Genomic DNA, 24,985 nt, shown 5'->3' with positions numbered 1-24,985 from the left:
ATCTAAAATAACGCCATGATCGACATGCTTCGTGAAGTCAGCCGTCGTTAGGTTTTTACCCATGCAGTTAATGGCATAACAAAAAGTAAATTTGGGTTACGACATATTATCGATTTTCATTCTTCCAACTAACCTGGTTAAGTTGTCAAAAACAAAAATGGTTCCAATCATGAAAAATGTTATGAAAACGGTCATGAAAAGAGCGCGTGTGCTAGGTATCACCGTTGCCTTTCTGCCAACACTTGCATTAGCAGATTTTGGTTTGAGCAGCAGTACAGATTTTTATACCGTAGATACGGGTGCCGGGCTTACTTTTAAGGTACGACGAACGGACAATGGTGTGAGTACTCAGTCCGCCGGAGATATTGCCTCGTTAAAATATTACGGCGTGGAATATCAGAATCAGTCACGTGGTTCACAGGTTAATTCAGGATTCGACTGGTTGTATTCGAATACCTCTTCGGTTTCGGTGAATGCCACAACCGTTAACAATCAGTTTATCAAGGTGACGGTCAATGCCGGTAACCTGACTCACTATTATATGGCCCGCAGAGGTTATCCTCATATCTATATGGGCACTTACTTCACCACTGAACCAAATGTACATGGACATGTCCGCTACATTCTGCGGTTAAGTTCCAGCCTGCTGCCTAATGGTCCGGAGCATTCTGATTTGCGCGGTACGGTCTCCACCGTCGAGGCGTCTGATATTTTTGCCATGGGCAATGGTGAGACCCGCTCCAAGCATTATTCCAACATGCGCCTGAAAGACTGGCAGTATATTGGCGCAACCGGTGGTAACGTTGGCATGTGGGTGGTCCGTGGCAATCAGGAAGGAGGTTCAGGCGGACCGTTTTATCGTAGTCTGCTGAATCAGACGACGGATAACGATCAGGAATTGACCTATATCGTTAATTACGCAGAAGCACAGACGGAAGCATTCCGTACCGGCATTTTGAATAACTATACCTTTGTGGTCACCAACGGCTCTCAGCCTAATGCCAACATTGATACCTCCTGGTTTTCCCAAATGGGTCTGAACGGTTATGTGCCATCCTACTCACGTGGCGTGGTTGCAGCTGTTGGCATCAATGGTCGTGACAGTCGTTATGATTATACTGTGGGATTTGCCAACAGCAGAGCTCAGTACTGGGCGGACACCAATGAAAGCACGGGCTTTTTCAAAAGTGCAGATATGCTGCCTGGTACCTACACCATGACCATCTACAAGAACGAGTTGGCGGTCTACAGTCAGAATGTGAACGTGTCCGCAGGTGAATCGACGCTGTTGCATACGATTAATATCACGGATGATCCAAGTTATGCGTCAGCTATCTGGAGAATCGGCGACTGGGATGGCTCACCTCAGGAGTTCTACAATGGCGATAAACTCACCATTATGCATCCCTCAGATACCCGTATTTATAATTGGGATCCGGGTAACTTTATCGTCGGAACCCATGACGACTCGCACTTTCCGGCTTATTTCTGGAAAGACGTAAACAATAACCACATTATTTATTTCAAACTGAGTCCGGAAGAATTGTCCAGAGCGCATACCATTCGGGTTGGCTTAACCTGTGCGTTTTCCGGCGGCCGGCCAAGGCTATACGTCAATGATTGGACTTCACCAGTCATGAGCCCGTCAGATCAGCCCAAAACCCGCACACTGACCGTGGGTACCTACCGTTGTAACAACGTGACTTACTCATATGATGTGCCAGCAAGTGCCTGGCAGCAGAGTTCAGGAAACTGGAACCGGTTGGTGATGGAAGTGATCAGTGGCTCCGGTGGATCAGGGTATCTGTCACCCGCCATCAGTGTGGATACGGTCGAGCTGCTCGACTGACATTCTGTCACCCTGCCAAGGATGTTCTCTGGCAGGCATCGAATAATTGTTAACAGGCCATTTAATGGCCTGTTTTTTTTGTCTTCATGAATGATAATCGGGTTACTTTCGTGAGGTCCGGTAAGCTTCTATCTCAGGCAGCAGCTGCTGAAAACGCTGAAGGCTGTCGGGCGGCCAGAACTGTTCCCGTTTGTAGTACTGCTCCACGATCGGTGTATCACCGCTCAATGAGAGCCATGGCTGCCTGGACTCGGTGAATATATGGATGTCCGGAGGCAATTGGTCCGGATTATCAAGAGTGCCTACACGGACGAACGAAATCAGTTCCCCGGCACCACCATAATAACTCCACACCGCAATACGGCAGTGCGGACAACGGGCAATCTGCTGTCCCAGGCCGCTTTGGGTTGGGGTGTCTATCAGATCCGGGCGGCCGGCGAGTACGTTGACCTTATGGCTTTCGATCATCGCATTTAGTGCAAATGCGCTGCCGGTTTCGCGCTGACACCAGCGACAATGACAGCAGTGCACAAACAATGGTCGGTCTTCGATGCGATAACGGATGTGTTGACAATCGCAACCGCCTTCCAGTGGCATCCAATGGTGGGTATCGCTCATCATCTTCTCCTTATGCATTCAGGTTGATTGAATCTGTCAGTTTCGGTCTGCAGGATGGTTGACCCCGTCACCCAGAGGGACTTCCCCCAGTTCAAACGGATCAACATCTTCCAGGCAGGCAACGTTAAATCCGTATTCCTGAGGATTGGAGCGTCGCTGATGGTGCGTATAGATGCCACATACCGAGCAGAAATAATGTCTGGCTGTGTGGGTGTTGAATTGATAAAGCTTCAGTACCTCATGGCCTTTGGTGATATGAATATCGGCCTCGGTCGTGGTGGCCATAATGGCGCCTTTTCGCCGGCATATGGAACAATTGCAACGGCGTGGATTCACAATCCCGTTGGGCAGCGTGATTTGCATTTCTACTGCGCCACAATGACAGGTGGCCCGATGAACAGGTTTTATGTCGGTATTGCCTACTTTTCGGATCATGCAAGGTCACCTATAACGTATGTTGTTTGAAATATTGCACCAGTAGAGTTTTCCACTCATCTATAAATTGATCATAAACCTCTTGAGTAAATTCGGCGATAAAAGCCTCTCCAGATGGTCCAAGGGCTATGTACTCATAGCCTACCTCGACTCGGGTATGATTCAGGGACAATTCAGAGCAGTCCACCGTTATAACCCCCACCTTATCCCCAGGTTCTATCTTGTAAAACTGAACATGATGCTGTCGTGGGACGTAGCGTTTAACGATCCAGATGGCATTGCTGGTTTTGTGGTCGTGGTGGCTGGTGGTAAATACGTAGTCTTCACTGAGCTCCGTGGTTCCCATCACGTTGGTATATTCCCATCCCGGCACCCACTTTGTTTCACCCTCGGGACTGAATAATGGAAACAGCAGGTTGATAGGCTGGGACAGATCGAAACTGGCGCTATGACTGATGGTTTTCATGGATATCCCTCCTCGGAGGAACGTTGATACTGGATGACGGCGTAAGAATACCGCGGCCATGCCTAACAATCCTGCTGTTTTAATAAAATATCAGTAAGGTCGGTATAAAGGTTTGGAAGCAGGCCCGGAAGGCGATTTCCGGGCCGGTCAGAGGGAGTTTTCAGACGGTATCGGGCGCAGTCTGAAAACTCTCAGATTTCATTGCCAGGACTGTTGGTTGCTGTTGGTTAATGTTCTCATGGTGGCCTGGCTGCCATTCGCTTCGATGACGAGCCCAGGCATGGTACGCATGGAAATTGCGCCAGAGCTACTGACATCAAATTGCTGATTGGCGTTGCCCCGGCATGTGGCAATCGTCAGGTTGGTACCATCGGCGAACGACCCGGAATTATCAAGACAATATTCAGTATTCTGAAGACTGCGGATCAGGCCACTGTGGGGATCATAGTTCCATTGTTGCCAGGCTTCCCCGGAGCAGTACCACAGTCCAACGTTATTACCTTCCGACATATTGCCGTTGGTGACATCGAGACACTGACCGGAAGCCGCGTTGACCAGGGTCTGAAAACTGACCTTCGCTGATGAAGACCTGAGCGGTGCGTAGATAACACCGAGCTTGTCGATTTCATCACCGCTGCGGCCATGAAAGCCAACAATATTCCAGCCTTCCGGGGCCGTGAATGTAGTACAGTCATCGGTATGGGAACCGGCGCTGAGGGTGCGGTTCTGGCTGCTGCTCAGGCTGGCATAAAAAACACGGCTATGGTTACTGTACTGACCGACACAGAACGTGGCCGACTTCAGATACTCGCCATTTGCAAGCGTCAGATCGGATGCAGTGCCACCCTCGCCGCCGTGGGTCATGACGTAACCGGATGCCAGACTGGTTTGAATCTGGTCGAGCCGGCGCCCGGCCCGCAGGGTGATTTTCCGGACAACAGGTTGCTGTGGTAACAAGGCATAGTCATTGAATTCCATTCCATATGCGCCGCCGATGCGTTCACTGAAGCGCCATTGATCGTTGGTTTTGTAGGTCCACCCAGCTTCAACCGGGCGGTGGTCAGACAGCTCCAGGCCGTTATTGGTCAGGGCATCTTCCCGAACTCCATACGCATAAGGCTGCAACTGCAGATAACCGTTATCCCGATAAAGGACCTTATCGACGATTTCACAGTTGGCATCGGTGACCGCTGGATTACACACCAGGGCATCTGTACCGGAGGCAGGAATATCATCAGTATGTACCAGCTGTAGCCAGGCATCACTGAAACCACGGTTCAGAAGTTCCCGGATATTGTCGCCGCTGCGAGTGTAACGGGTATTGGTATCACCCATGATAATCACCGCATTGCCGGCAGAATGAAGCTCAATATAACTGACCAGCTGCAACAGGTTGGCACGACGGGCGGCAAGATCATTGGGTTCGGTCTGGGCCTGGGTATGAAGGTTATAGATATCGACAAACACACCGTTCTGAAGTTGTGTTCTGGCCAGAGTGAATCCCTTCGGAGTCAGACAATCCACACCTGAACAGTCGTTCCATCTGACCCGATCCCAGTCTTCATAGGAAAAGCGGCTCATGGTATTCAACCCGCTGCCGATGCCTGCACCACCGGAGGTGGGTGACCGGTAAGGGTGATCATTGCAGGTATCATATAAGGCCGCATGATAATTAAAATCTTCCTGCACATTAACGATGTCGAACGCATTGACATAGCAGCTGATTTGCTCCGTTGCTTCCAGGCGGTTTGATTCCGCGCTGGAGATAATTTGCGGCAAGCCTGCAACATTGTAGGTCAGGGTCGAGAATTCTCCGCTGGCGGCCTGGCTGTGACCTACACCGAGGGCACATATCAGGGACACAGAATAACGATTAAAAAACGGGTTCATAAACACTCACTGTTGTTGTTATGAGAGCGCGAGTCTAACGGGGCAATATTGCAGTGGGATAACAGAAGGCATCGAACGCGGGTATTCAGGACGTATCAAAAACAAACGGATGTACACGTCGGTTCGAGGTTATCGCAAACTCCCTGGGAATACATACTCAACGATCCACTAGAACCAACTAAGCTAATAAAAGTGAAATTTCAATTCAATCTGCTTTGGAATTTTCACTTCATTCTTTAGTACGGGAGAAGATCGTTATAAAAATTATCAAAACAGTTAATAAGACAATTTGCCTGCATACAGACGGGATTACAGGATGGATCTGTCTTCTTTGCTGCTGAGGTTAAAGCTGGGAAACAAGGTTCAGTGGCTGAGCAGATAAAGCGTATCATCCCAATAATCGTAAATGATATGTATTATCATTTGAAAGGAAGGTAGTGAGACCAATATTGTTGTTGTGTTGTTTATTTTATTTATAAGGAAACGATTATGTTCATCACAAGCGCAACGGTCCCTACCCCATCTGCCAGCCTGTATATCAAAAAGCTGTGTAAGCATTTTGCCCATCGTATTGAAGTTTCTTTTGATGAAGAGCACGGTGAATGCAAGTTGCCGATCGGACCGGTCACACTGCAGGCAAAACCGGATGCCTTGCATGTGCAGATTCAGGTGCAGCAGCAAAGTGATCTGGAAAAAGCCAAAGACATCATCGAAAGCCATTTTGTCCGTTTTGCCCACAAGGAAAACATCCAGAAAATGGATTGGGTGGATCAGTAAGTGGGCATCGCCTGATTCGCCCGGATCAGGCGTGAAGATCAAACTGGCACAGAAAAGGTATACATCGAAAGACCAGTGTGGACACATACTTTTGAGCATATGAATTTCTGCTGATCAGGTAATTTTTCTCTGCAATTATGCCCTGATTCTGGGCTTTACTGAGTATTTTTCAGAGTCATTCCTGATACTCCGTCATATAAACGTTATCCCCCATTCGTTTTCAATTGGTATTATATTGGTCTCTAAATGAGCCATAGCAAATCAATTTCAGTGGTGTATTCACCTATGACGGTAACTCTTGAACCTCTGTTCCTGGGTATCGATGGCGGCGGCACGCATTGCCGTGTGCGCCTGACAGACCACTCCGGGGCCATTATTGGTAACGGATTGGCAGGCAGTGCCAATGTTTACTCCAATCCTTATGGAACTCTTGAATCTATCATGCAGGCGGTTGATCAGGCTTTAGAGCAGGCTGGTCTGGACTGCCAGGCAATGCCGCGGATTTATGCCGGTATCGGGCTGGCCGGTGGGGCCATGCCGGCGGCTGTCGATTTTCTACAGCAGTGGCAACATCCGTTTGCCAAAGCCCGATTTGTCAGCGATTCCCACATTGCCTGTCTGGGAGCCCATGCAGGTGCCGATGGCAGTATTCTGATCATCGGGACAGGTATCAGTGGCTGGTCCATTGTCGAGGGCCGAACCCGTTCCTGGAGCGGTTGGGGATTTCCATTTGCTGATACCGGTAGTGGTGCCTGGCTGGGTTTACGACTGTATCAGCTGACCATAGATGCCCTGGACGGCATTATTCCTCATACGGAGATGACGCTTGCTATGGCTGCGGATTATCAGCATCGGGCGGAGAACATGGTACAGGCTTTTCAACAGGCGTCACCGGCGCAAATGGCCGAACTGGCCGTCCGAGTGGTGGAGCACGCTGCACTGGAGGACCGGCATGCACTGACAATCGTGGCGGAACAGCAGAAGATTATTCGTTCGTTGCTAACCTCCATGCACACGTTTAATCACCAACCCATTGCCTTGCTGGGAGGGTTGTCGGAGTTTGTCAGTAGTCATTTGACCGAGGAGTTTAAGCAACTTCTGACTGGAACGGCGGGCGATCCCTTAAGTGGTGCGCTGTTGTTGGCCAGCGAGGGGGTGACCATATGAGTGTGGCGGCCAAAGACCAGCACAAACTGATTGAGTTCTTAAAGCCCAATCCCAATCATTCCGGTTCTTTGTACGTACAACTGACCCGGGCATTGACGTTGGCCATTGCTGAAGGATTGTTGAAGGAAGGAGATTTTCTGATGCCGCAGCGTGATCTCGCGGCGGCTTTGGGGGTTTCCAGAGTGACCCTGCGTAAAGCCATCGATAACCTTGAACAGCAAGGGCTGCTGGAGCAGCGTCAGGGAGCAGGTACCATCATCAAGGCCAATAAAACGCCGCCGATTCAGAAAAACCTGGCAGTCCTGAACAGCTTTACCGATGACATGCATGCACGGGGTATGAAACCCAGTTCTTTGTGGGTAAACCGTGAACATGTTGCACCGTCGCCCAAAGAAGCTCTGGCACTCAATTTGTCTTTTGGAGAAAAAATATTCCGTTTGACCCGGGTACGAAACGCCAACGATGTACCTATTGCTTTTGAGCTGGCTGCCACGCCGGCAGGGTTGATGGAGAGTCTCGACAGTATCGACGAATCGTTATATCAGGCACTCGAAAGATACCAGGCCCGGCCGGTTCGGGCACTGCAAAGTATTGCTGCCCAGAACTGCGACTCCCAGGTCGCGAGCTTTCTGCAAATATCACCCGGCGATGCCGTTCTCTACATAGAACGAAAGGCTTTTGATCACAACAATCGACCGGTTGAATTTACCCGTTGCTATTTTCGCGGTGATTTATATGACCTGGTTACTGAATTAAAACTGGAAGTCTGACCTATGCATGTCGTATCTGCGCCGCGTATTTTTACCGGTGAAACATTTCTGGCGGATCAGGCCGTGATCATTGAATCCGGCAAAATTAAACAGCTCTGTCCCGTAAGCCAGGTACCTGCCGGTATTCCTCATCATGTGCTTCGTGAAGGTTTCATTTGTGCCGGTCTGATTGATCTGCAGGTGAATGGTGGCGGTGGCCTTCTGTTTAACGAGCATACAGACAGTGAGGCGTTATTGCAGATTGCTGATGCTCACCGGCAGTTTGGTACAACCTCAATTCTGCCGACATTGATCAGTGATACCCCTCAGGTTGTGGAAAACGGTATCCGGGCCGTGAAGAAAGCACATCAACAGAATCCTGGTCAGATACTGGGCATTCATATCGAAGGGCCGTTTTTTAATGCTGCCCGGAGAGGCATTCATGACTCCCGTTTTATTCGCGGCACCACCGCCGAAGATCTGGAGATTCTGGCGACCGCCGGGCCGGCTGTTCACCTGATGACACTGGCGCCGGAACAGGTTGATATGGAATTTATCCATAATCTTCGGCAAATAGGATACCACGTCTGGGGAGGTCACAGTGAGGCCAACTATCAACAGGTTCAGGCTGCCATAAAGGCTGGTCTGACTGGTTTTACTCACTTGTACAATGCGATGTCACAGCAAAGTGCGCGTGAGCCGGGCATGCTTGGCACAGCGTTGGCCGCCGATCAGTGCTGGGCGGGAATTATCGCTGATGGTTTCCATGTTCATAAAAACAGTATTGAAGTGGCCCTGCGGTGTAAACCAAAAGGAAAACTGCTGCTGGTATCAGACGCCATGAGCACAATCGGTACTGATAAAAAACAGTTCATGCTGAACGGACAATTAATACAAGAAAAATGCGGCGTACTGGTCAATCAGCAGGGTACGCTGGCTGGTTCTGCGATTACTTTAATTGATGCCGTCCATTACCTCGTTGAAAACCTCAATATGGAACTGGAAGAAGCTCTGCGAATGGCATCCGTGTATCCCGCAGAAGCAGTCTCACTGGGTCATGTATTAGGCCGGATCAAGACTGGCTATATCGCAAATTTGATACATATCGAAAAGCAATCGGTACTCCATTCCTGGATAGACGGAAAATTGCTGGAGCACCGTACCGGAGAAGCAGTATGCGTATAGTAATATTAAATAATAGTGATGATGTCGCCGCTTATGGTGCCCAACTGATCATTCGTCAGATCCAGACCAAGCCTGATTCTGTACTGGGATTGGCCACAGGGTCATCTCCCATGAAACTGTATGACAAGTTGGTGGAAGCTGTGGCTGCAGGTGATGTTTCGTTGTCCCAATGCGTTAGCTTTAACCTCGATGAATATGTTGGGCTGGCACCCGATCACGATCAGAGTTATCGCAGTTTCATGCAGAAACACCTGTTTGAGCGGGTGGATATTCGTATCGAAAATACACATGTTCCCGATGGCCTGGCGTTGGATCCAGAAGACATGTGTGCTCAATACGAGCAGGCTATTCGTGACCATCATGGAATTGATTTTCAATTGCTGGGTATTGGCGCCAATGGTCATATTGGTTTCAATGAGCCCAGTTCCAGTCTCCGTTCCAGAACCCGTATCAAAACGCTTACCATGCAAACGGTAGAAGATAATGCCCGGTTTTTTCGTGCGGACGAATTTCAGCCGGAACTGGCGATTACCATGGGCATCGAAACGATCATGGAGTCGCGCCAGATTATGTTATTGGCCACCGGTGAACATAAAGCGGCTGCAGTGAAGGCAATGATCGAAGGACCGGTGAGTGCATCCTGCCCTGCATCCATATTACAGTTTCATCCGAAAGCCACTATTGTGCTCGATACTGCGGCGGCCGGACAGCTGGAAAATACACAGTTTTATCAGCGGGTGGAACAGGAAGCGCAAAAATTTGAAGCAAAATGAGCGCTTGACATTATTACTGAGTTGCTCAATGATTTCGGCAAATTCGTGATATTTTATTTTCAGCCAACCTATATGACCTCATTAAAAACAGCACAGATTATTATGATTATGTCCATCACTGAGAGGCTTTCGGTGGGCTAGCCTGTTTTTAACGAAAAAAAGAACCCGCCAGATGGCGGGTTTTTTTTTTGGTCTTTTTTTGTGAGATCGCCTTATGAGCATAACAACGTCAGAATCCTTATCGGAGAGTGAAACCCTTTTACCCACATTAACCGACGTCCTCCAGGCCGCAGACCGGATTCATCATGTGGTTAGTCACACACCACTGCAGCGCAGTGAATACCTGAGCCGGAAATATCAGGCAGACATCCTCTTGAAGCGTGAGGACCAACAGGTGATACGATCATTCAAACTGCGTGGTGCGCTCAACAAAATGATTCAACTGACCCGTGAACAGCGGGCTAACGGAGTTGTTTGTGCCAGTGCCGGAAATCATTCTCAGGGCGTGGCTTACAGTTGTTCTCACCTTAAGATTCCAGCAACGATATATATGCCGCGGAACACTCCGGCGCAAAAAGTCTCCCAAGTCAGAAAACATGGTGGCGAGTGGGTTCGGGTGGTATTGGTGGGCGAAAACTTTGACGAATCTTATCAACAGGCGATACGCTTTCAACAACAAAACCATGCCATGTTTATACACCCTTTTGATGATTTTGATGTGATCAGTGGTCAGGGAACAATGGCGTTGGAGATACTGGAAGACAGTCGAAGCTCGATTGACTATCTGTTTTCTCCAATTGGTGGGGGTGGACTTGTGTCCGGTCTGCTGACGGTTTTCAAAGCCTCTTCCCCTCATACCAGAGTCGTGGGTGTGGAACCGGAAAATGCCGCCGCCATGAATGCCTCACTGAAAGCCGGCCATAATCTTCAGTTGAATGATATTGACCCGTTTGTCGATGGTGCGGCAACCCTGAAAGCCGGTGAGTTAGGGTTTAGAATCTGTCAACAAAATCTCGATCACATCATGACTGTTCATGAGAGTGAAGCCTGTAAAGCATTGATTGAACTTTATCAGGAACAGGCGATTGTGGCGGAGCTTGCCGGATCACTGAGTATCGCTGCACTGGAAAAGGTTAGAGACGAAATTCGTGGTAAAACCGTCGTGTGCATTCTGAGTGGCAGTAATAATGATTTCTATCGTTTTGTGGAAATTAAGGAACGTGCTCATAGACTTGAGTAACCGGTTTTCACTGCTATTCCAGGTTTTTTTGGTAACAGCGTGAATACAAGTGTTAAAAAAACTCAGGGAATACAGCATGTTAACGATTGTCAGAAGCCTATTGGTTGTGGTCGTGTTGTTTGGTTTGCAGGGTTGTTATATTGAAATTGCTGATGATCATGAAGGTGATTCCATACACTCTGCCACATATCTTGACATGTCACATGGTAACGTCCGTTATTCAGGTTCATTTGAAGACGAATGGGATAAGGATGTTTTCAGGTTGGTGGTCGTCAATCAAGGTTACTATCACTTCTGGTCAAGCAGTAAACTGAATATTACTGGCCAATTACTGTCGTCCAATGGTGAGGTAATCGCGTCGGATTCCGGTCATTATGATAATGGCTACAATTTCAGTTTTATCAGCTATCTCCGCGCGGGAACTTATTATCTTTCGATAAATGGTGAACATGGAAACTATGTTATCAACATAGACAGCGATGAAGATACTTTCTGGGATGATATCGGTAATTCAATAGATGACGCTACCCTGCTTCCTTTTTCCCATGCTATTGCTGCCGAAATTGATTACCCGACAGATGTGGATGTATTTGAGATCCGGATTGATAAGAGTGGTTACTATCATTTTTATACCGATGGCGATCTTGATACCTACGGATACCTGATGGCCAGTGATGGTGACATCATTAACTACGCAGATGATAACGGTAGAGACAAGAATTTTTCCATTGTCGAATATTTGTATGCCGGTACGTATTACCTTTCGGTGGAATCTTTTAATTCATCTGATACTGGAATATATGTCGTTTATGCTGATTATGATTAGCTAAACCGCGTTCTATAATCAGGATTAACCCGGTCATTTTTCCGGGTTAATCACTGAATCACGTTGCTGGTTTTTACCAGTTAAAACACAAAACTGTTGTCACAAAGTGATGAGTCAGTCCACCGGATTGAGTTAATAACTGACATGATAGTAGTTATTCAGGTTTTCCATACCGTCACCGGTATTATCGATGAAGTGCAGTCTAATATAACCACCGTTACTACGATCCTGTTTGATCCAGTTCTGGTCCAGCACCCAAACACCGTTGCCCTCAACGCGACCCACTATGACAGTGTGATCAAGGGCTTGGTCAAAAGTATCACCGTTCAAAAAGGTAGCAATAACATCACCGGCTTCCAGGTTTGTTTCATTGACCTGATCCGCTTTGCTCCACTCAAATGTACCGGGCAGACCGCTAGTGACAGCTCTCACCAGCCCGTGGCTTTGTCTCAAGGAACCTAAAGTGACTTCTTCTTCATCCGTCAGTGAAATGTGTTTATCGGTGGATCCGTCATAATCGACATCCACAATACCAAACTCTGCGAGTTCTTTTTGAATATTTCGTTTGTTGGTTAAAACGAAAGACTCCTGCCCTTCAATATCAGGACCGGAAACGCCTGACAGGGAGAAGCGAAGGGAGTCCAAAATCTCCATAAATTCAGTATCAACAACTGCGTTTTGTGCGTGAGCAACAACAGGAAAAGAGAGAGTTAAGCTGAGAATAGCAACATTTTTAAGTTTCATGTGTACCGTCTTTTTATAGTTTTGGACAGACATTTGAATATCTGTGCCTGATGATTAAAAGATACCTTTTTGACGTCAAAGGTTCCCGGCATCCATTCAAAATATAGATCCTTTCAGCGCCTGAATCAGAGAGTCTGTGTCATGTTTCCAGTTCGTTTTTGCTAAACCATTTTAATGGAATACATATCAAATCGATTTTTAAAATGCGTGACGCCATATTCCCTTGATTCAACGTTGATCACAGTGCGGATCGATAAGCTTATCGATGTCTCTGTGACATGAAAAATTTGAACATATGAAAAAGCAGGACTTACTCATTCCATTGGTAGGATTGATTCCGTCTATAAAATTATTAGGTGGAGATAAAACTTGAATATTCTTTAAAAACACTAAAAAACAAATTGTATAAAATATTTTTTGTAAATAAATGTTATTTAATAACAATGATATAAGACTATTTTCTGTCTTATATCTGTGGAAAAAATATTATTTTTTTAGCTGTAATCGATTACATTGAAAAATGATCAAAGGCATAAATCATTATTATTTTTTTAGAATGTTACGCCGTGAATAAATGACAACTGTGATTTTATTGGTTTTCAAAAATAAAGGAATGAATATTTCATGAAGCGTTAAATGTTCTTATATGGTATCGAAAATGACCTATAAATTGATAAATAGGAGGTTTCTGATATTTGGAATTATAATTTTTATCAAGAATTTTTCTTTTAACTGTTTTTTTACAATGGAATGATATTGATGAAAAATCCGGTTGAAGTCTGACGTATATCACAATTCTGGAATTTTCTGACCACAGGCAACAATACTATTTCGGAGCTTCTCTAACCGATTACCGGCTCTTTTCTGTTTATTGAGTCGGGAGAAAACAGAATCTGACTGTACCCATGATTGAGAGAGAAGAGGCTCAGTCGCGGACAGAATGCATCTGACAGCGACTGATATCCGTATAAAACTGATGAGGTCAGGATAGGCGATCGAGAATATTTAAAGTGGGTTCGCTCTGATTCATTGAATAAAAATGCAGTGCCGGCGCACCTCTGTCGATCAGATGACGGCACAGGTCGGCGACCACGTCTGCACCAAACGCCTGAAGCCCTTTGACATCATCCCGGTAAGCTTCCAGCTTGCGTTTGATCCAGCGAGGAATCTCTGCACCACAACCATCGCTGAAGCGTACCAGATTGGTGTAATTGGTGATGGGCATGATACCGGGGACGATGTCGATATTGCTGCCTGCCCGGCGAACCTGATCCACAAAGAAAGAATAGGCGTCAGGGTTGTAAAAATACTGGGTAATCGCGCTGCTGGCACCAGCGTTTACCTTAGTCATGAAGTTACGCAGGTCGGTATTGAAATCGACTGCCTGGGGATGCATTTCCGGGTACGCCGCCACTTCAATATGAAACTGATCCTGGTACTGTTCGCGAATGAACGCCACCAGATCGGACGCATAATGGAAATCACCGTTGGTGGCACCCATACCCGATGGCAGGTCACCACGTAGTGCCACGACACGTTTGATACCATTAGCTTTGTACAGATCCAGCAGCTCGGTGATTTTTTCCTGGCTGGCGCCAATGCACGAAATATGAGGGGCTGTACAGATCCCTTTGTTATTGAGTTCGATCACGGTGTTAATAGTACGTTCCTGAGTGGAACCGCCGGCACCGTAGGTAACGGAAAAGAATTCAGGTGTCTGTTCTGACAGGGTTGCGTGTGTGGTCAACAGCTTTTCCCTACCCTCTTCTGTCTTGGGAGGAAAAAACTCAAAACTCACTGGGGTCGATATGGACATCGTATGCGGACTCCGTGTTAACGGGTCCGCAGGCGGACCCGGTCAAATATCAGTATTTGTATTCTTCCGGCTTGAACGGACCTTCTTTGGCAACGCCAATATAGTCAGCCTGTTCAGTGGTCAGCTGGGTGATGACCCCGCCGAAACCTTTTACCATCTCAGCGGCTACTTCTTCATCCAGTTTTTTAGGCAGTACTTTCACATACAAAGATGCTGCTTTTTTATCAGCTGCAAGATCGGCAAATTTACGCTCGAACAAATACATCTGTGCCAGCACCTGGTTGGCGAAAGAACCATCCATGACCCGACTTGGATGACCTGTGGCATTGCCCAGATTCACCAGACGGCCTTCACTGAGCAGGATCAGGAAGTCTTCTTTGGCGTCGCTGCGATAAATCTGGTGGACCTGAGGTTTTACTTCTTCCCATTTCCAGTTTTTCCGCATGAATGCAGTGTCGATTTCATTGTCGAAGTGACCGATGTTGCACACAACAGCGCCTTTCTTAAGGGCTTTCAGCATTGGCGCATCGCAGACGTTGGTATTGCCGGTGGTGGTGACAATCAGATCGGTGGTTTCCAGCAGACCGGTATTGACGCAGCTGTCTTCACCGGTATTGATGCCATTGATGTATGGAGAGACCACTTCAAAGCCATCCATACACGCCTGCATCGCACAGATCGGATCAATTTCGCTGACCTTCACGATCATGCCTTCCTGACGCAGAGAAGCGGCAGAGCCTTTACCCACGTCGCCATAGCCAACGACCAATGCTTTTTTACCGGCCAGCAAATGATCCACACCACGCTTAATAGCGTCATTGAGAGAATGACGGCAGCCGTATTTGTTGTCATTTTTGGACTTGGTAACGGAGTCATTGACGTTGATGGCCGGAACCTTCAGCTCGCCTTTAGCCAGCATTTCCAGTAAGCGGTGTACACCGGTGGTGGTTTCTTCTGAAATACCGTGGATCTGGTCCAGCAGTTGAGGATACTTCTGGTGCAATATCAGAGTCAGGTCGCCACCATCGTCGAGTACCATGTTGGCATCCCACAGCTGGTCGCTGTCTTTGTGGGCTTTAATGGTCTGTTCGATACACCACCAGAACTCTTCCTCGGTCTCACCTTTCCAGGCGAAAACCGGAATCCCGGCCGCAGCTATGGCCGCTGCTGCGTGATCCTGAGTGGAGAAAATGTTACACGAAGACCAGCGAACCTCTGCACCCAATGCCACCAGCGTTTCAATTAACACGGCAGTCTGAATGGTCATGTGGATACAACCCATGATTTTGGCACCGGCCAGGGGCTGTTCACTGCTGTATTTGGTCCGTAATGCCATCAATGCCGGCATTTCGCTCTCGGCGATTTCGATTTCCTTGCGGCCCCATTCGGCCAGGGAAATATCGCTAACTTTGTAATCCGTAAAATCGGTGTTTGCTTGTGCAGACATGGTTCCTCGCTAGGCCGGTTATCAACCGGCCGGATAATCAGTGAATAACAGGTTAAAGAGTTGCAGCGGCTTTCAAAGCTTCCGCTTTATCTGTCTGTTCCCAGGTGAAGTCTTCGCCGGTACGGCCAAAGTGACCATAAGATGCAGTGGGGCGATAAATGGGGCGGCGCAGATTCAACATGTCGATGATGCCCTGTGGGCGCAGATCGAAATGCTCGCGTACCAGTTCAGCGATTCTGGCTTCATCGATTGTATTGGTGCCGAAGGTATTGATGGAAATAGACGTTGGCTCGGCAACGCCGATGGCATAAGAAACCTGAATTTCGCAACGATCCGCCAGACCGGCAGCAACAATGTTTTTGGCCACATAGCGGCCGGCGTATGCGGCAGAGCGATCCACTTTGGAAGGATCTTTGCCTGAGAACGCACCACCGCCATGACGGGCCATACCACCGTAAGTATCAACGATGATCTTACGTCCGGTCAGACCGCAGTCACCGACTGGTCCGCCAATGATGAACTGGCCGGTCGGATTAATGTGATAACGGGTGTCTTTATGCAGCCATTCTGCCGGTAATACGTGTTTGATTACCTCTTCCATAATGGCTTCCTGAATATCAGCCTGTGATACTTCAGGAGAATGTTGAGTGGACAGTACCACCGCGTCCACAGCGACGGGTTTGTTCCCTTCATAACGCAAGGTCACCTGGGATTTTGCATCAGGACGCAGCCAGGGCAGTACCTTGCTTTTACGCAATTGCGCCTGCCGTTCAACCAGACGATGGGAGAAATAAATTGGCGCCGGCATCAGTACGTCGGTTTCGTTGCTGGCATAACCGAACATCAGCCCCTGGTCACCAGCACCCAGATCTTTGCTTTCTGCTTCATCCACACCCATGGCGATGTCGCTGGACTGCTTGCCAATGGCGTTGAGTACTGCACAGCTGGCACCGTCGAAACCGACATCAGAACTGTCGTAGCCGATATCCAGAATCACCTGACGTACGATATCTTCAAGGTCGACATAGGTATTGGTACGCACTTCACCGGCGATGACGGCCATACCGGTTTTGACCAGTGTTTCAACGGCAACACGGGAATTAGGATCGTCTTTGATAATGGCATCCAGGATGGCATCGGAAATCTGATCCGCCATCTTGTCAGGATGGCCTTCAGAAACGGATTCGGAGGTAAACAGGGAATATTCACTCATTGGCTTTTTCCTTCATTAAACTGTTTACGCGGCTTCTGGTTTTTGAAACAGCAGACACTGTATCTGAAAGCCATTTCGAAGACCCACGTAGATGGTTTGTCTATGTACGAGGTGACTGGACCGGGCCCAATGCACCAGTTCGTTTTCTTCAAATCCGAGCCAGAGATCACCACAGTTTTCTTTAGCCCAGGTCTGATCGTGTTGACACAATTCGGTAATCAGCAGACATCCTGATGGCGCCAGGCGCTCGGCACTGAGACGCAGCTCCCGGGCCGGATCGGGTACATGGTGCAATACCATGTTGTAAATGATCGTGTCCGCCGCCGGGGTAGCCTGATCCAGTCCGCTGATTTCGCCCTGTATCAGAGTGACATTCTCCAGCCGCTGCTGCTCACAACGCTGTTGTGCCTTGGCCAGCATGTCGGCGGAAATATCAATCGCCAGTACCTGATCAAAACTGCGACTCAGAGTACTCAAAAATTCACCGGCACCTGGCCCGATTTCAATAGCCAGTCGCTGGTGCTGGTACTGTGCAGACTGCAATAACTGCCGCACCGTCGCATCGTAACTTTCGAATTCAGCAATCAGATCCTGATGCTTTTTGAACTGATGCGCATGTTTATTGAAAAATTCCCTGGCCGCTTCGATTCGCCCCTGATGTACTTTTTCGGCACGTTGCCGAACCTCCAGAGGCAGCTCCAGCTGTTCCAGAGCCAGCCAGGTTTGCGCCAGCAACGCCTGGTGGGCACCGGTCAGCAGTGAACGGCGGTAAAAAATACTATTACCTTCCTTACGGGTTTCCAGCCATCCGGCACTGGCCAGAACCTTCAGATGATGACTCATGCCAGACTGCTTCATCCCGCATATCTCACTGAGTTCCAAAACCCCATAACTGCTGTCCTGAAGGACTTTCAGGGTGATTAACCGGATTGGGTCAGCGGCTGCTTTCAGCAGCGTGGCGAGTTGTTCAAAGCTGGAGTTCATCATGGGCAGAACTCTAGCAGTCGTCCGAGGCAGTTTCAATATCTATATCAAAATATTTTGATATAGATTGTGTCATTTTAATGCTGGGATTTTTTCCTGAATTTATGAGGGAAATCAGCTGTTTTACCGTGAGTTGCTTTACCCTCAGGTAATCATAAGTGAGAATACGCTTCCCAATTTTTCGTGGATGGGCGGAAATCCCTTCGTTCCTTCACTTCAAATGCAAATACCGAGGACCTTTCAATGCCTTCTCGCTCAGTCTTGGCGAATGCTATTCGCGCTCTTAGTATGGACGCTGTACAAAAGGCCAAATCCGGCCACCCTGGAGCTCCCATGGGGATGGCGGATATCGCTGAAGTACTCTGGAATGATTATCTAGTTCACAATCCAAAGAATCCTCATTGGGCCAACCGTGACCGGTTTGTGCTATCCAATGGGCACGGCTCTATGCTGTTGTATTCGCTGCTGCACCTGACAGGCTATGAGCTTCCTATCGAAGAGTTGAAAAATTTCCGGCAACTGCACTCCAAAACTCCGGGTCACCCTGAATATGGTTACGCCCCCGGTGTTGAAACCACAACCGGCCCTCTGGGTCAGGGTGTTGCCAATGCTGTGGGTATGGCGCTGGCTGAAAAGACTCTGGCGGCTCAGTTCAACAAACCCGGACATGACATTGTCGATCATCATACCTATGCGTTCATGGGTGACGGCTGCATGATGGAAGGTATTTCCCACGAAGCCTGCTCGCTGGCCGGCACCCTGGGTCTGGGTAAACTGATAGCATTTTATGATGACAACGGCATCTCCATTGACGGTGAAGTGGATGGCTGGTTTACCGATGACACCCAGAAGCGTTTCGAAGCCTATGGCTGGCAGGTGATTCCCCGCGTAAACGGTCACGACCCTGAAGAAATCAAACAGGCGCTGACAACTGCCCGCTCTGAGACTGAGCGCCCAACGCTGATCATGTGTAAAACTCTGATTGGCTATGGTTCACCCAACAAACAGGGTAAAGAAGAGTCTCACGGCGCGCCGCTGGGCGATGCCGAAATCAAGCTGACCCGTGAAAACCTGGGCTGGCACCATGAACCGTTTGTAATTCCGGAAGATATCAAAAGCGCCTGGGATGCCACTGAAAAAGGTACTGCTGCCGAAGCTGCCTGGAATGAAGCGTTTGCTGCTTATGAAGCTGCTTTTCCGGCTGAAGCGGCAGAATTCAAGCGCCGCATGGCCGGTGATTTGCCAGCAGACTTTGCGGCGCAGGCTGATGCCATCATTGCTGAAATTGCTCAGAAAGGCGAAACCATCGCCAGTCGTAAGGCCTCCCAGAACAGTCTGGAAGCCTTTGGCAAGCTGTTACCGGAACTGCTGGGCGGTTCTGCTGACCTTGCACCTTCCAACCTGACCATGTGGAGCGGTTCCGTATCGGTTACCGATGATGCTGCCGGTAACTACGTACATTACGGTGTGCGTGAATTCGGCATGAGCGCGATTATGAATGGTGTTGCCCTTCATGGCGGCCTGGTACCTTACGGTGCGACTTTCCTGATGTTCATGGAATATGCCCGTAACGCGGTGCGTATGGCGGCGATCATGAAGCTGCGTTCCATCTTCGTGTATACCCACGACTCCATCGGTCTGGGCGAAGACGGTCCGACTCACCAGCCAGTCGAGCAGATGGCCAACCTGCGGACCACGCCACGGATGCAGAGCTGGCGCCCATGTGACGCAGTCGAATCTGCCGTTGCCTGGAAAATGGCGCTGATGCGCAAAGACGGTCCAAGCGCGCTGATTTTCTCGCGTCAGAACCTGCCACATCAGTCCCGTACTGATGAACAGATTGCGGCAATTGCCCGTGGTGCCTACATTCTGAAAGATTGTGATGGTACTCCGGACGTTATTCTGCTGGCCACCGGTTCAGAAGTTGGCCTGATCGTTGACGCGGCTGCAGAGCTGGCAGAACAGGGCAAGAAAGTGCGGGTGGTATCAATGCCAAGCCCCGAAGTTTTTGAAGCCCAGGACGCTGCTTACAAAGAAGCGGTATTGCCAGCGGCTGTTCGTGCCCGTGTGGTCGTTGAAGCCGGTATCAAAGATTACTGGTACAAGTTTGCCGGTCTGGATGGTGTGATCATTGGCATGACAACATTTGGTGAATCAGCACCGGCTGGAGAACTGTATCAGTACTTCGGTATTACCAAAGAAGCGGTTGTTGAAGCCGCTGTTGGGTTGTTAGGATAATAATAACCTGTGATTGAATCAGGAGGCGAGTCACCCCCTGATTCAAGAGCCCTTTGATGAAGTACGTGTTATGACTGCAAATGCTTAATCTGTCAGGAGAGGTGGCACTTATGGATATATTAAATAATGAGCGAAAAGAATTTATCAAAGCGTCGATAGAGTCTGCATTAAATCTGGCTGAGTGTTCCCCCTTTAGTCCTTATTTGTCTACAAGTAACGGTCGCTATGTATTGGAATGCGAAAATCAGGAGCAGGCGAATATGGAAGTGGATCGTATACTGGAGCAAGCGCATGGCACTGAGCATTACTGTTTCACCTGGGATGGTTATGCTACGGAAGATGGTATTAAACGTGATGCCGCATTTCTGGAGATTGGTTTCCAGGGACAAGAAATGGCAAAGGTCCTATGTCAGTTTTATGAGCTCGATGATGGCAGGGTATCTGCCTTGGAACCTGCGTTCGTCACGCGTGAAAAGCCCAACCGATTAGGGTCCCCCCTGATGGGTGTTTTGACTGAAGATGAGCGGGGATTAATAAAAACCAGTCCCGTTTTTGTGTTCCTTGCAATTGCAGGAGCGGACGGCACTGTTGATAAAAAAGAAACGGATGCTTTTATTCAGAATCTGCAATCCCCTCCAGCAACAGACAATGGACTGATTCGTTATGTGTTCGCTGATTGTCAGAAATCGGGACTGCAATATATTAACGCGATACTGGGTTCCCGGCAGTTGGCCGATCCGGATCAAACATTTGCATTAATTGCCGATGCTGCGGACAAGCTGGGTGAGAATGGTTCCGAACTGAAATCGACACTTTTTGATCTGGCCAAACGGATTGCCTCTTCTTCAGGTGGTTTTCTTGGATTTGGGTCCAAAATAGGTAAAGAGGAAAAAGCTATATTGGATATTATGCAGATGCACTTTAAGTGCTAGGGTCAGTTTCACTCACAGGCCGATAAAATGAGTGTGAATAAGCCCTAGCCAGGTTCTTATGGTATGTACTTCTATCTATTTTTCCCATATTTCTTGGTATAACCATGAAACTTCCAAGCAAAATTAACTTTCATAAAAAATCCCAGATGCTGGAACTGGCGTTTGAGGATGGTACTCATAATTCTCTGAGTGCAGAGTTTTTGCGGGTGCATTCGCCATCCGCGGAGGTTCGTGGTCATGGTATCGGTCAGGAAAAACTGCAGGTGGGCAAGAGTCAGGTGCAGATTCTGGATATTCAACCTTCCGGTAATTATGCGCTGAAAATTGTGTTCAGTGATGGCCACGACAGTGGCTTGTATGACTGGAAATATCTGGCGCATTTATGTCGTGATCAGGCATCGCTCTGGCAGCAGTATCTGGCTAAACTGGAAAGCATTGGGGCCAGTCGTGAACCCCAATTCATTTCTGCAACTCAGCTTAAGTAAGCAATAGTTGCGCTCTCCCTTGTTGGGACTGAATGTCAGCTAAATCAGTTCATCAGTGCAGCTTGTATATCATGCTCAGCATGTAAGAATTCTGTCCGCTGAATAATAACGAAGTTTGGGAATCCAAAGGATGGTATTGACGGACGTTTATGTCCGGAACGCAAAAAATGGTTGTTAACCTGATAATCAAGCCGGTCGTGAAGATCTGACTGATGATCCTGCTGAGAGTCAGGTTTGAATTGGTTTTCAACCAGAGCTGAATCACTATCCCATATAAAAAGCGCCTGTTCCCTGTGGGTCAGGCGCTTTTCATTTCTCCTTGTCAGGCACTCTTATCGTGTCGCCGTTTTAATTCGTATACTACCGCAAAAAAAACAGTTAAGACGATCAATGTCAGACCCAGTGCATTCACTGCCGGGGTCAGTCCGGTCCGCACTTTTGAGGCAATATAGACCGTCAGGGTGGTGTCGTAGCCTTTGACAAACAAGGTCGTATTGTAGTTTTCAAACGATTGTAAAAACGTCAATACGGCAGAGGAAAACATGGTCGGTCGTAAATAAGGCAACAGAATTCGCCGGAAAGTTTGCCACTGTGTGGCTCCCAGACTTAATGCTGCCTGTTCCAGTGTGCGATCAAATCGCTGTAACCGTGCCAGCATCATCAGCATGACGTAGGCGCTGATAAAACTTGTTTGTGCCACAACGGTTAAAAACATACCGCCATTAACGGACAGGCTGCGCCAGAAGATCAAAGTGGATATGCCAATAATGACACCAGGGGTCAGCAGCGGCGACATCATCAGGGAGTATAGAAAGGTCTTGGCGCGACCATTGACGCTGGAAAGAAACAGTGCGCAACTGATCCCAATTGGCAGGGCTATTATCAGCACCCCGACCGCTACGATCAGGCTGGTCAGCAATGCCTGCCACATGGCACCATCCTGAGCGAGTGCTGCGAACCATTTCAAAGTAAACCCTTTCCAAGGAGAAATCGTTGGAAAACGGCTGTCGTTAAAGGTTGCCAAGCCCATGATGATCAGGGGAATAAACAGATAGAGAAAGAAAAAACCAATATAAAAACGTACGCTCCAGCGTAATACCGTTTGACTGTTCATCGGGCAATATCCCCCAGCCCGACTTTGAAAATCCGCATGACCAGCGCAATAAAGCCAATACAGATCAACAGCAGCAGGAAGGCGTAAGCCGCACCCTGATTCCAGTTGCCGCCTTCGAAGAACCAGTTGTAGATGATCTGGGTAAACCAGCGGCTGCCGGGAGATCCAAGTAGCGCCGGTACCGCATAACTGCCAGCGGCCAGCATAAATGTCATGATGCAGCCGGTGGCGATACCCGGTTTGGCATGGGGAATGACAACGCGCCAATGTGTGCGAATCCAGCCTGCCCCAAGATTTCTGGCCGCTTTGATCTGATTGCTATCGAGGCTCTCAATACCGTTATAAATCGGAAAAACCATAAACAGAATATAGGCGTAAACCATACCGATCATGACGCCACCGTTACCATTTAAAAACCGGATCGGTCGTTCAATCAGGCCTAACGCCTGCAGCAGTGCATTTAATGGGCCTTTGTAGGCCAAAATGATATACCAGGAGAAGGTTCGTAAAATTTCATTAATCCAGAATGGAATAATGAGCAATAACATGCACATGGCGGCCTGTCTGGGGGTTGCCACTTTGGCCAGATAAAAGGCCAGCGGATAACAGACCAGCAGCGTTAGCATGGTGACAGATACACTTGACCAGATGGTCTTGAAAAAAATCGACAGATGAATTTTATTATTGAACAGGGTTTGATAATTGATTAGCGAATAGTGGTCTTTGGGACCTCCGAGCTCCGCTGGTAACAGATTGGGCCGGAAAGAGTAATCAATCATCAGCACCTGGGGCAAAATCACCATGCCGATGAGCCAGATGACAATCATGAGAATAATGCCAACCGCCAGACCACTGCCAAAACGATTTCTCAGCTGATCAAACATCCTCACCTCCAGCAATCACAATCGCTTCGGAAGGATTGAAAGATAATCTTATTTCACTATGAGGCACCATCGACGCCAGGTACTGATCAGAGCTGATCTGTACTGTCAATTTGACGAAGTTCTTTGCTGTAGCCACCAGAGTCAGGTATGAACCTTCGAAATTAATTTCTTCAATACGGGCGCTGAGTTGATTGGTGTGCTGTTCATGGTCGAGAGAAATATGTTCCGGCCGGATAAACAGTGTTGCTTCTTCACCACGACTAAGATTGCCAGGATTATTGCCCTGTAGCAGACCAAGCTCACCGCAGTCGAGAGTGATATTTTCAGCGTTCACATCCGTCACCCGGCCACGAATCGCATTGTTTTCACCAACAAATCCAGCAGCAAAAATAGTCTTCGGCTGACGATACAGGGTAATTGGATCAGCCACCTGTTGCAGTTTTCCTGCGGACATAACTGCAACCCGATCAGACATGGTGAGTGCTTCGCCCTGATCGTGAGTGATGTAAATAAAAGTGATTCCGGTTTTTCGTTGCAGCTCTTTTAGTTCGTTGCGCATGTGTTGGCGCAGCTTGAGATCAAGCGCAGAAAGCGGTTCGTCAAGTAACAATACCTGGGGTTCCACCGCCAGTGCCCGGGCAATGGCAATACGCTGTTTTTGTCCACCAGACAGCTCGGATATCTTCTTATTGCCGCTATCCGCCAGATCTACCAGCTCCAGCAGACGGTCTGAGGTTTTTTTTCGTGCAGCTTTTTTAATACCTCTGACTTCAAGTCCGAACTCAATGTTTTCAGCGACACTCATCAGAGGAAACAATGCCAGATTCTGAAAAATCATGGAGGTCGGTCTTTTGTTGGCTGGAACACCCTGCATGTTCTGACCGCCAATATAAACATTTCCGTGGGTGGGCTGCAGAAAACCACTGATCATGTTTAATATGGTGGTTTTGCCGCATCCGGACGGTCCCAGAAAACTAAAAAATTCTCCGGATTCAATGTTCAGATCCAGCTGCTGCACGGCGGTGAAATCACCAAATTGCATGACGATATTGTCAAGATGAATACTGCTATCCATTGGACGTGATAACCTTTAATTGACGGAATATTGCATTCTGTTAGGAAAGCCCCCGTCAATGATTGTCCGGGGGCTGTA

Annotated in this window: 23 protein-coding genes; 11 read left to right on the top strand and 12 right to left on the bottom strand. The window is 48.2% G+C overall.

The features are described 5' to 3' along the window. Positions 1 to 193: 193 nt before the first annotated feature. The gene (locus YC6258_RS02275; RefSeq protein WP_052830621.1) at positions 194 to 1,849 is read left to right on the top strand and encodes a rhamnogalacturonan lyase B N-terminal domain-containing protein; all 1,656 of its coding nucleotides are present in this window, start codon (positions 194 to 196) and stop codon (positions 1,847 to 1,849) included. Positions 1,850 to 1,951: 102 nt separating this feature from the next. Here the strand turns inward: YC6258_RS02275 and YC6258_RS02270 are convergent, their stop codons facing one another. The 4 genes from YC6258_RS02270 to YC6258_RS02255 all read right to left on the bottom strand — a co-directional run bounded on the left by YC6258_RS02270 (position 1,952) and on the right by YC6258_RS02255 (position 5,258). Further along, positions 1,952 to 2,467 carry a GFA family protein gene (locus tag YC6258_RS02270; RefSeq protein ID WP_211264613.1) on the bottom strand — a complete coding sequence of 172 codons (516 nt, stop codon included), beginning with the start codon at positions 2,465 to 2,467 and terminating at the stop codon, positions 1,952 to 1,954. 36 nt (positions 2,468 to 2,503) lie between these two features. Continuing rightward, positions 2,504 to 2,902, bottom strand: coding sequence for a GFA family protein (locus tag YC6258_RS02265; protein ID WP_044615610.1), 399 nt, complete (start codon positions 2,900 to 2,902; stop codon positions 2,504 to 2,506). 10 nt (positions 2,903 to 2,912) lie between these two features. Next, complete coding sequence (locus YC6258_RS02260) at positions 2,913 to 3,368, bottom strand: hypothetical protein (RefSeq protein WP_044615609.1); 456 nt, start codon at positions 3,366 to 3,368, stop codon at positions 2,913 to 2,915. Between the two features lie 198 nt (positions 3,369 to 3,566). Next, the gene (locus YC6258_RS02255) at positions 3,567 to 5,258 is read right to left on the bottom strand and encodes a jacalin-like lectin (protein ID WP_044615608.1); all 1,692 of its coding nucleotides are present in this window, start codon (positions 5,256 to 5,258) and stop codon (positions 3,567 to 3,569) included. Positions 5,259 to 5,747: 489 nt separating this feature from the next. Between YC6258_RS02255 and YC6258_RS02250 the strand changes: the two genes are divergently transcribed. The 7 genes from YC6258_RS02250 to YC6258_RS02220 all read left to right on the top strand — a co-directional run bounded on the left by YC6258_RS02250 (position 5,748) and on the right by YC6258_RS02220 (position 11,975). Next, positions 5,748 to 6,035: a DUF2218 domain-containing protein gene (locus tag YC6258_RS02250; protein WP_044615607.1), complete on the top strand. Its 288-nt coding sequence runs from the start codon at positions 5,748 to 5,750 to the stop codon at positions 6,033 to 6,035. A 285-nt stretch (positions 6,036 to 6,320) separates the two neighbouring features. Beyond that, positions 6,321 to 7,202 carry a glucosamine kinase nucleotide-binding domain-containing protein gene (locus YC6258_RS02245; protein WP_044615606.1) on the top strand — a complete coding sequence of 294 codons (882 nt, stop codon included), beginning with the start codon at positions 6,321 to 6,323 and terminating at the stop codon, positions 7,200 to 7,202. After that, a complete protein-coding gene (locus YC6258_RS02240) occupies positions 7,199 to 7,972 on the top strand; it encodes a GntR family transcriptional regulator (protein WP_044615605.1) in 774 nt (257 codons plus the stop codon). The genes YC6258_RS02245 and YC6258_RS02240 overlap by 4 nt, the downstream gene beginning before the upstream one ends. A gap of 3 nt (positions 7,973 to 7,975) precedes the next feature. Then, the gene (gene nagA, locus YC6258_RS02235) at positions 7,976 to 9,136 is read left to right on the top strand and encodes an N-acetylglucosamine-6-phosphate deacetylase (protein ID WP_044615604.1); all 1,161 of its coding nucleotides are present in this window, start codon (positions 7,976 to 7,978) and stop codon (positions 9,134 to 9,136) included. Further along, on the top strand, positions 9,127 to 9,909 hold the full coding sequence (nagB, locus tag YC6258_RS02230; RefSeq protein WP_044615603.1) for a glucosamine-6-phosphate deaminase: 783 nt from the start codon (positions 9,127 to 9,129) through the stop codon (positions 9,907 to 9,909). Before nagA ends, nagB begins: the two co-directional genes overlap by 10 nt. A 214-nt stretch (positions 9,910 to 10,123) precedes the next feature. Then, positions 10,124 to 11,149: a threonine ammonia-lyase IlvA gene (gene ilvA / locus YC6258_RS02225; RefSeq protein WP_144407532.1), complete on the top strand. Its 1,026-nt coding sequence runs from the start codon at positions 10,124 to 10,126 to the stop codon at positions 11,147 to 11,149. Positions 11,150 to 11,225: 76 nt separating this feature from the next. Beyond that, positions 11,226 to 11,975 (top strand): hypothetical protein, encoded by a 750-nt coding sequence (locus YC6258_RS02220; protein WP_044615602.1) that lies wholly within the window; start codon positions 11,226 to 11,228, stop codon positions 11,973 to 11,975. Positions 11,976 to 12,107: 132 nt separating this feature from the next. On the opposite strand, the gene YC6258_RS02215 is transcribed toward YC6258_RS02220, so the two are convergent. From YC6258_RS02215 to YC6258_RS02195, 5 genes are all read right to left on the bottom strand, one after another. Beyond that, a complete protein-coding gene (locus YC6258_RS02215; protein ID WP_169748917.1) occupies positions 12,108 to 12,719 on the bottom strand; it encodes a BPSL0067 family protein in 612 nt (203 codons plus the stop codon). A 982-nt stretch (positions 12,720 to 13,701) separates the two neighbouring features. Further along, positions 13,702 to 14,535: a methylenetetrahydrofolate reductase [NAD(P)H] gene (metF, locus tag YC6258_RS02210; protein ID WP_044615600.1), complete on the bottom strand. Its 834-nt coding sequence runs from the start codon at positions 14,533 to 14,535 to the stop codon at positions 13,702 to 13,704. A 49-nt stretch (positions 14,536 to 14,584) separates the two neighbouring features. Next, complete coding sequence (ahcY, locus tag YC6258_RS02205) at positions 14,585 to 15,982, bottom strand: adenosylhomocysteinase (protein ID WP_044615599.1); 1,398 nt, start codon at positions 15,980 to 15,982, stop codon at positions 14,585 to 14,587. A gap of 52 nt (positions 15,983 to 16,034) precedes the next feature. Then, positions 16,035 to 17,195, bottom strand: coding sequence for a methionine adenosyltransferase (gene metK, locus YC6258_RS02200; RefSeq protein WP_044615598.1), 1,161 nt, complete (start codon positions 17,193 to 17,195; stop codon positions 16,035 to 16,037). 24 nt (positions 17,196 to 17,219) lie between these two features. Beyond that, positions 17,220 to 18,182 carry a metalloregulator ArsR/SmtB family transcription factor gene (locus YC6258_RS02195; protein ID WP_044615597.1) on the bottom strand — a complete coding sequence of 321 codons (963 nt, stop codon included), beginning with the start codon at positions 18,180 to 18,182 and terminating at the stop codon, positions 17,220 to 17,222. 180 nt (positions 18,183 to 18,362) lie between these two features. On the opposite strand from YC6258_RS02195, the gene tkt reads away from it, so the two are divergent. The 3 genes from tkt (at position 18,363) to YC6258_RS02180 (ending at position 21,834) form a co-directional block, all read left to right on the top strand. Next, entirely contained in the window at positions 18,363 to 20,417 is a 2,055-nt protein-coding gene (gene tkt / locus YC6258_RS02190; protein WP_281176314.1) for a transketolase, read from the top strand. 110 nt (positions 20,418 to 20,527) lie between these two features. After that, positions 20,528 to 21,349: a hypothetical protein gene (locus YC6258_RS02185; RefSeq protein ID WP_044615595.1), complete on the top strand. Its 822-nt coding sequence runs from the start codon at positions 20,528 to 20,530 to the stop codon at positions 21,347 to 21,349. A 104-nt stretch (positions 21,350 to 21,453) separates the two neighbouring features. Next, positions 21,454 to 21,834, top strand: a complete 381-nt coding sequence (locus tag YC6258_RS02180) for a gamma-butyrobetaine hydroxylase family protein (protein WP_044615594.1) — start codon at positions 21,454 to 21,456, stop codon at positions 21,832 to 21,834. A 322-nt stretch (positions 21,835 to 22,156) separates the two neighbouring features. Here the strand turns inward: YC6258_RS02180 and YC6258_RS02170 are convergent, their stop codons facing one another. From YC6258_RS02170 to YC6258_RS02160, 3 genes are read right to left on the bottom strand one after another with little or no spacing between them, the layout of a single operon-like run. After that, entirely contained in the window at positions 22,157 to 22,948 is a 792-nt protein-coding gene (locus tag YC6258_RS02170) for an ABC transporter permease (protein ID WP_044615592.1), read from the bottom strand. Further along, on the bottom strand, positions 22,945 to 23,832 hold the full coding sequence (locus YC6258_RS02165; protein WP_044615591.1) for an ABC transporter permease: 888 nt from the start codon (positions 23,830 to 23,832) through the stop codon (positions 22,945 to 22,947). The genes YC6258_RS02170 and YC6258_RS02165 overlap by 4 nt, the downstream gene beginning before the upstream one ends. Continuing rightward, positions 23,825 to 24,907: an ABC transporter ATP-binding protein gene (locus tag YC6258_RS02160; RefSeq protein WP_044615590.1), complete on the bottom strand. Its 1,083-nt coding sequence runs from the start codon at positions 24,905 to 24,907 to the stop codon at positions 23,825 to 23,827. Before YC6258_RS02160 ends, YC6258_RS02165 begins: the two co-directional genes overlap by 8 nt. Between the last annotated feature and the right edge of the window lie 78 nt (positions 24,908 to 24,985).

The sequence above is a fragment of the Gynuella sunshinyii YC6258 genome, assembly GCF_000940805.1.
Taxonomy (GTDB): Bacteria; Pseudomonadota; Gammaproteobacteria; order Pseudomonadales; family Natronospirillaceae; genus Gynuella; species Gynuella sunshinyii.
This window is presented reverse-complemented; position numbering and strand designations above follow the sequence as displayed.

Coding starts and splice junctions, on each gene's coding strand:
- YC6258_RS02220 (WP_044615602.1), top strand. CDS start 11,226: ATGTTAACGATTGTCAGAAGCCTATTGGTTGTGGTCGTGTTGTTTGGT.
- ilvA (WP_144407532.1), top strand. CDS start 10,124: ATGAGCATAACAACGTCAGAATCCTTATCGGAGAGTGAAACCCTTTTA.
- YC6258_RS02275 (WP_052830621.1), top strand. CDS start 194: ATGAAAAGAGCGCGTGTGCTAGGTATCACCGTTGCCTTTCTGCCAACA.
- YC6258_RS02165 (WP_044615591.1), bottom strand. CDS start 23,832: ATGTTTGATCAGCTGAGAAATCGTTTTGGCAGTGGTCTGGCGGTTGGC.
- nagB (WP_044615603.1), top strand. CDS start 9,127: ATGCGTATAGTAATATTAAATAATAGTGATGATGTCGCCGCTTATGGT.
- YC6258_RS02255 (WP_044615608.1), bottom strand. CDS start 5,258: ATGAACCCGTTTTTTAATCGTTATTCTGTGTCCCTGATATGTGCCCTC.
- YC6258_RS02240 (WP_044615605.1), top strand. CDS start 7,199: ATGAGTGTGGCGGCCAAAGACCAGCACAAACTGATTGAGTTCTTAAAG.
- YC6258_RS02270 (WP_211264613.1), bottom strand. CDS start 2,467: ATGAGCGATACCCACCATTGGATGCCACTGGAAGGCGGTTGCGATTGT.
- ahcY (WP_044615599.1), bottom strand. CDS start 15,982: ATGTCTGCACAAGCAAACACCGATTTTACGGATTACAAAGTTAGCGAT.
- YC6258_RS02170 (WP_044615592.1), bottom strand. CDS start 22,948: ATGAACAGTCAAACGGTATTACGCTGGAGCGTACGTTTTTATATTGGT.
- YC6258_RS02250 (WP_044615607.1), top strand. CDS start 5,748: ATGTTCATCACAAGCGCAACGGTCCCTACCCCATCTGCCAGCCTGTAT.
- YC6258_RS02245 (WP_044615606.1), top strand. CDS start 6,321: ATGACGGTAACTCTTGAACCTCTGTTCCTGGGTATCGATGGCGGCGGC.
- metF (WP_044615600.1), bottom strand. CDS start 14,535: ATGTCCATATCGACCCCAGTGAGTTTTGAGTTTTTTCCTCCCAAGACA.
- YC6258_RS02195 (WP_044615597.1), bottom strand. CDS start 18,182: ATGATGAACTCCAGCTTTGAACAACTCGCCACGCTGCTGAAAGCAGCC.
- YC6258_RS02185 (WP_044615595.1), top strand. CDS start 20,528: ATGGATATATTAAATAATGAGCGAAAAGAATTTATCAAAGCGTCGATA.
- metK (WP_044615598.1), bottom strand. CDS start 17,195: ATGAGTGAATATTCCCTGTTTACCTCCGAATCCGTTTCTGAAGGCCAT.
- YC6258_RS02260 (WP_044615609.1), bottom strand. CDS start 3,368: ATGAAAACCATCAGTCATAGCGCCAGTTTCGATCTGTCCCAGCCTATC.
- YC6258_RS02160 (WP_044615590.1), bottom strand. CDS start 24,907: ATGGATAGCAGTATTCATCTTGACAATATCGTCATGCAATTTGGTGAT.
- YC6258_RS02265 (WP_044615610.1), bottom strand. CDS start 2,902: ATGATCCGAAAAGTAGGCAATACCGACATAAAACCTGTTCATCGGGCC.
- nagA (WP_044615604.1), top strand. CDS start 7,976: ATGCATGTCGTATCTGCGCCGCGTATTTTTACCGGTGAAACATTTCTG.
- YC6258_RS02215 (WP_169748917.1), bottom strand. CDS start 12,719: ATGAAACTTAAAAATGTTGCTATTCTCAGCTTAACTCTCTCTTTTCCT.
- YC6258_RS02180 (WP_044615594.1), top strand. CDS start 21,454: ATGAAACTTCCAAGCAAAATTAACTTTCATAAAAAATCCCAGATGCTG.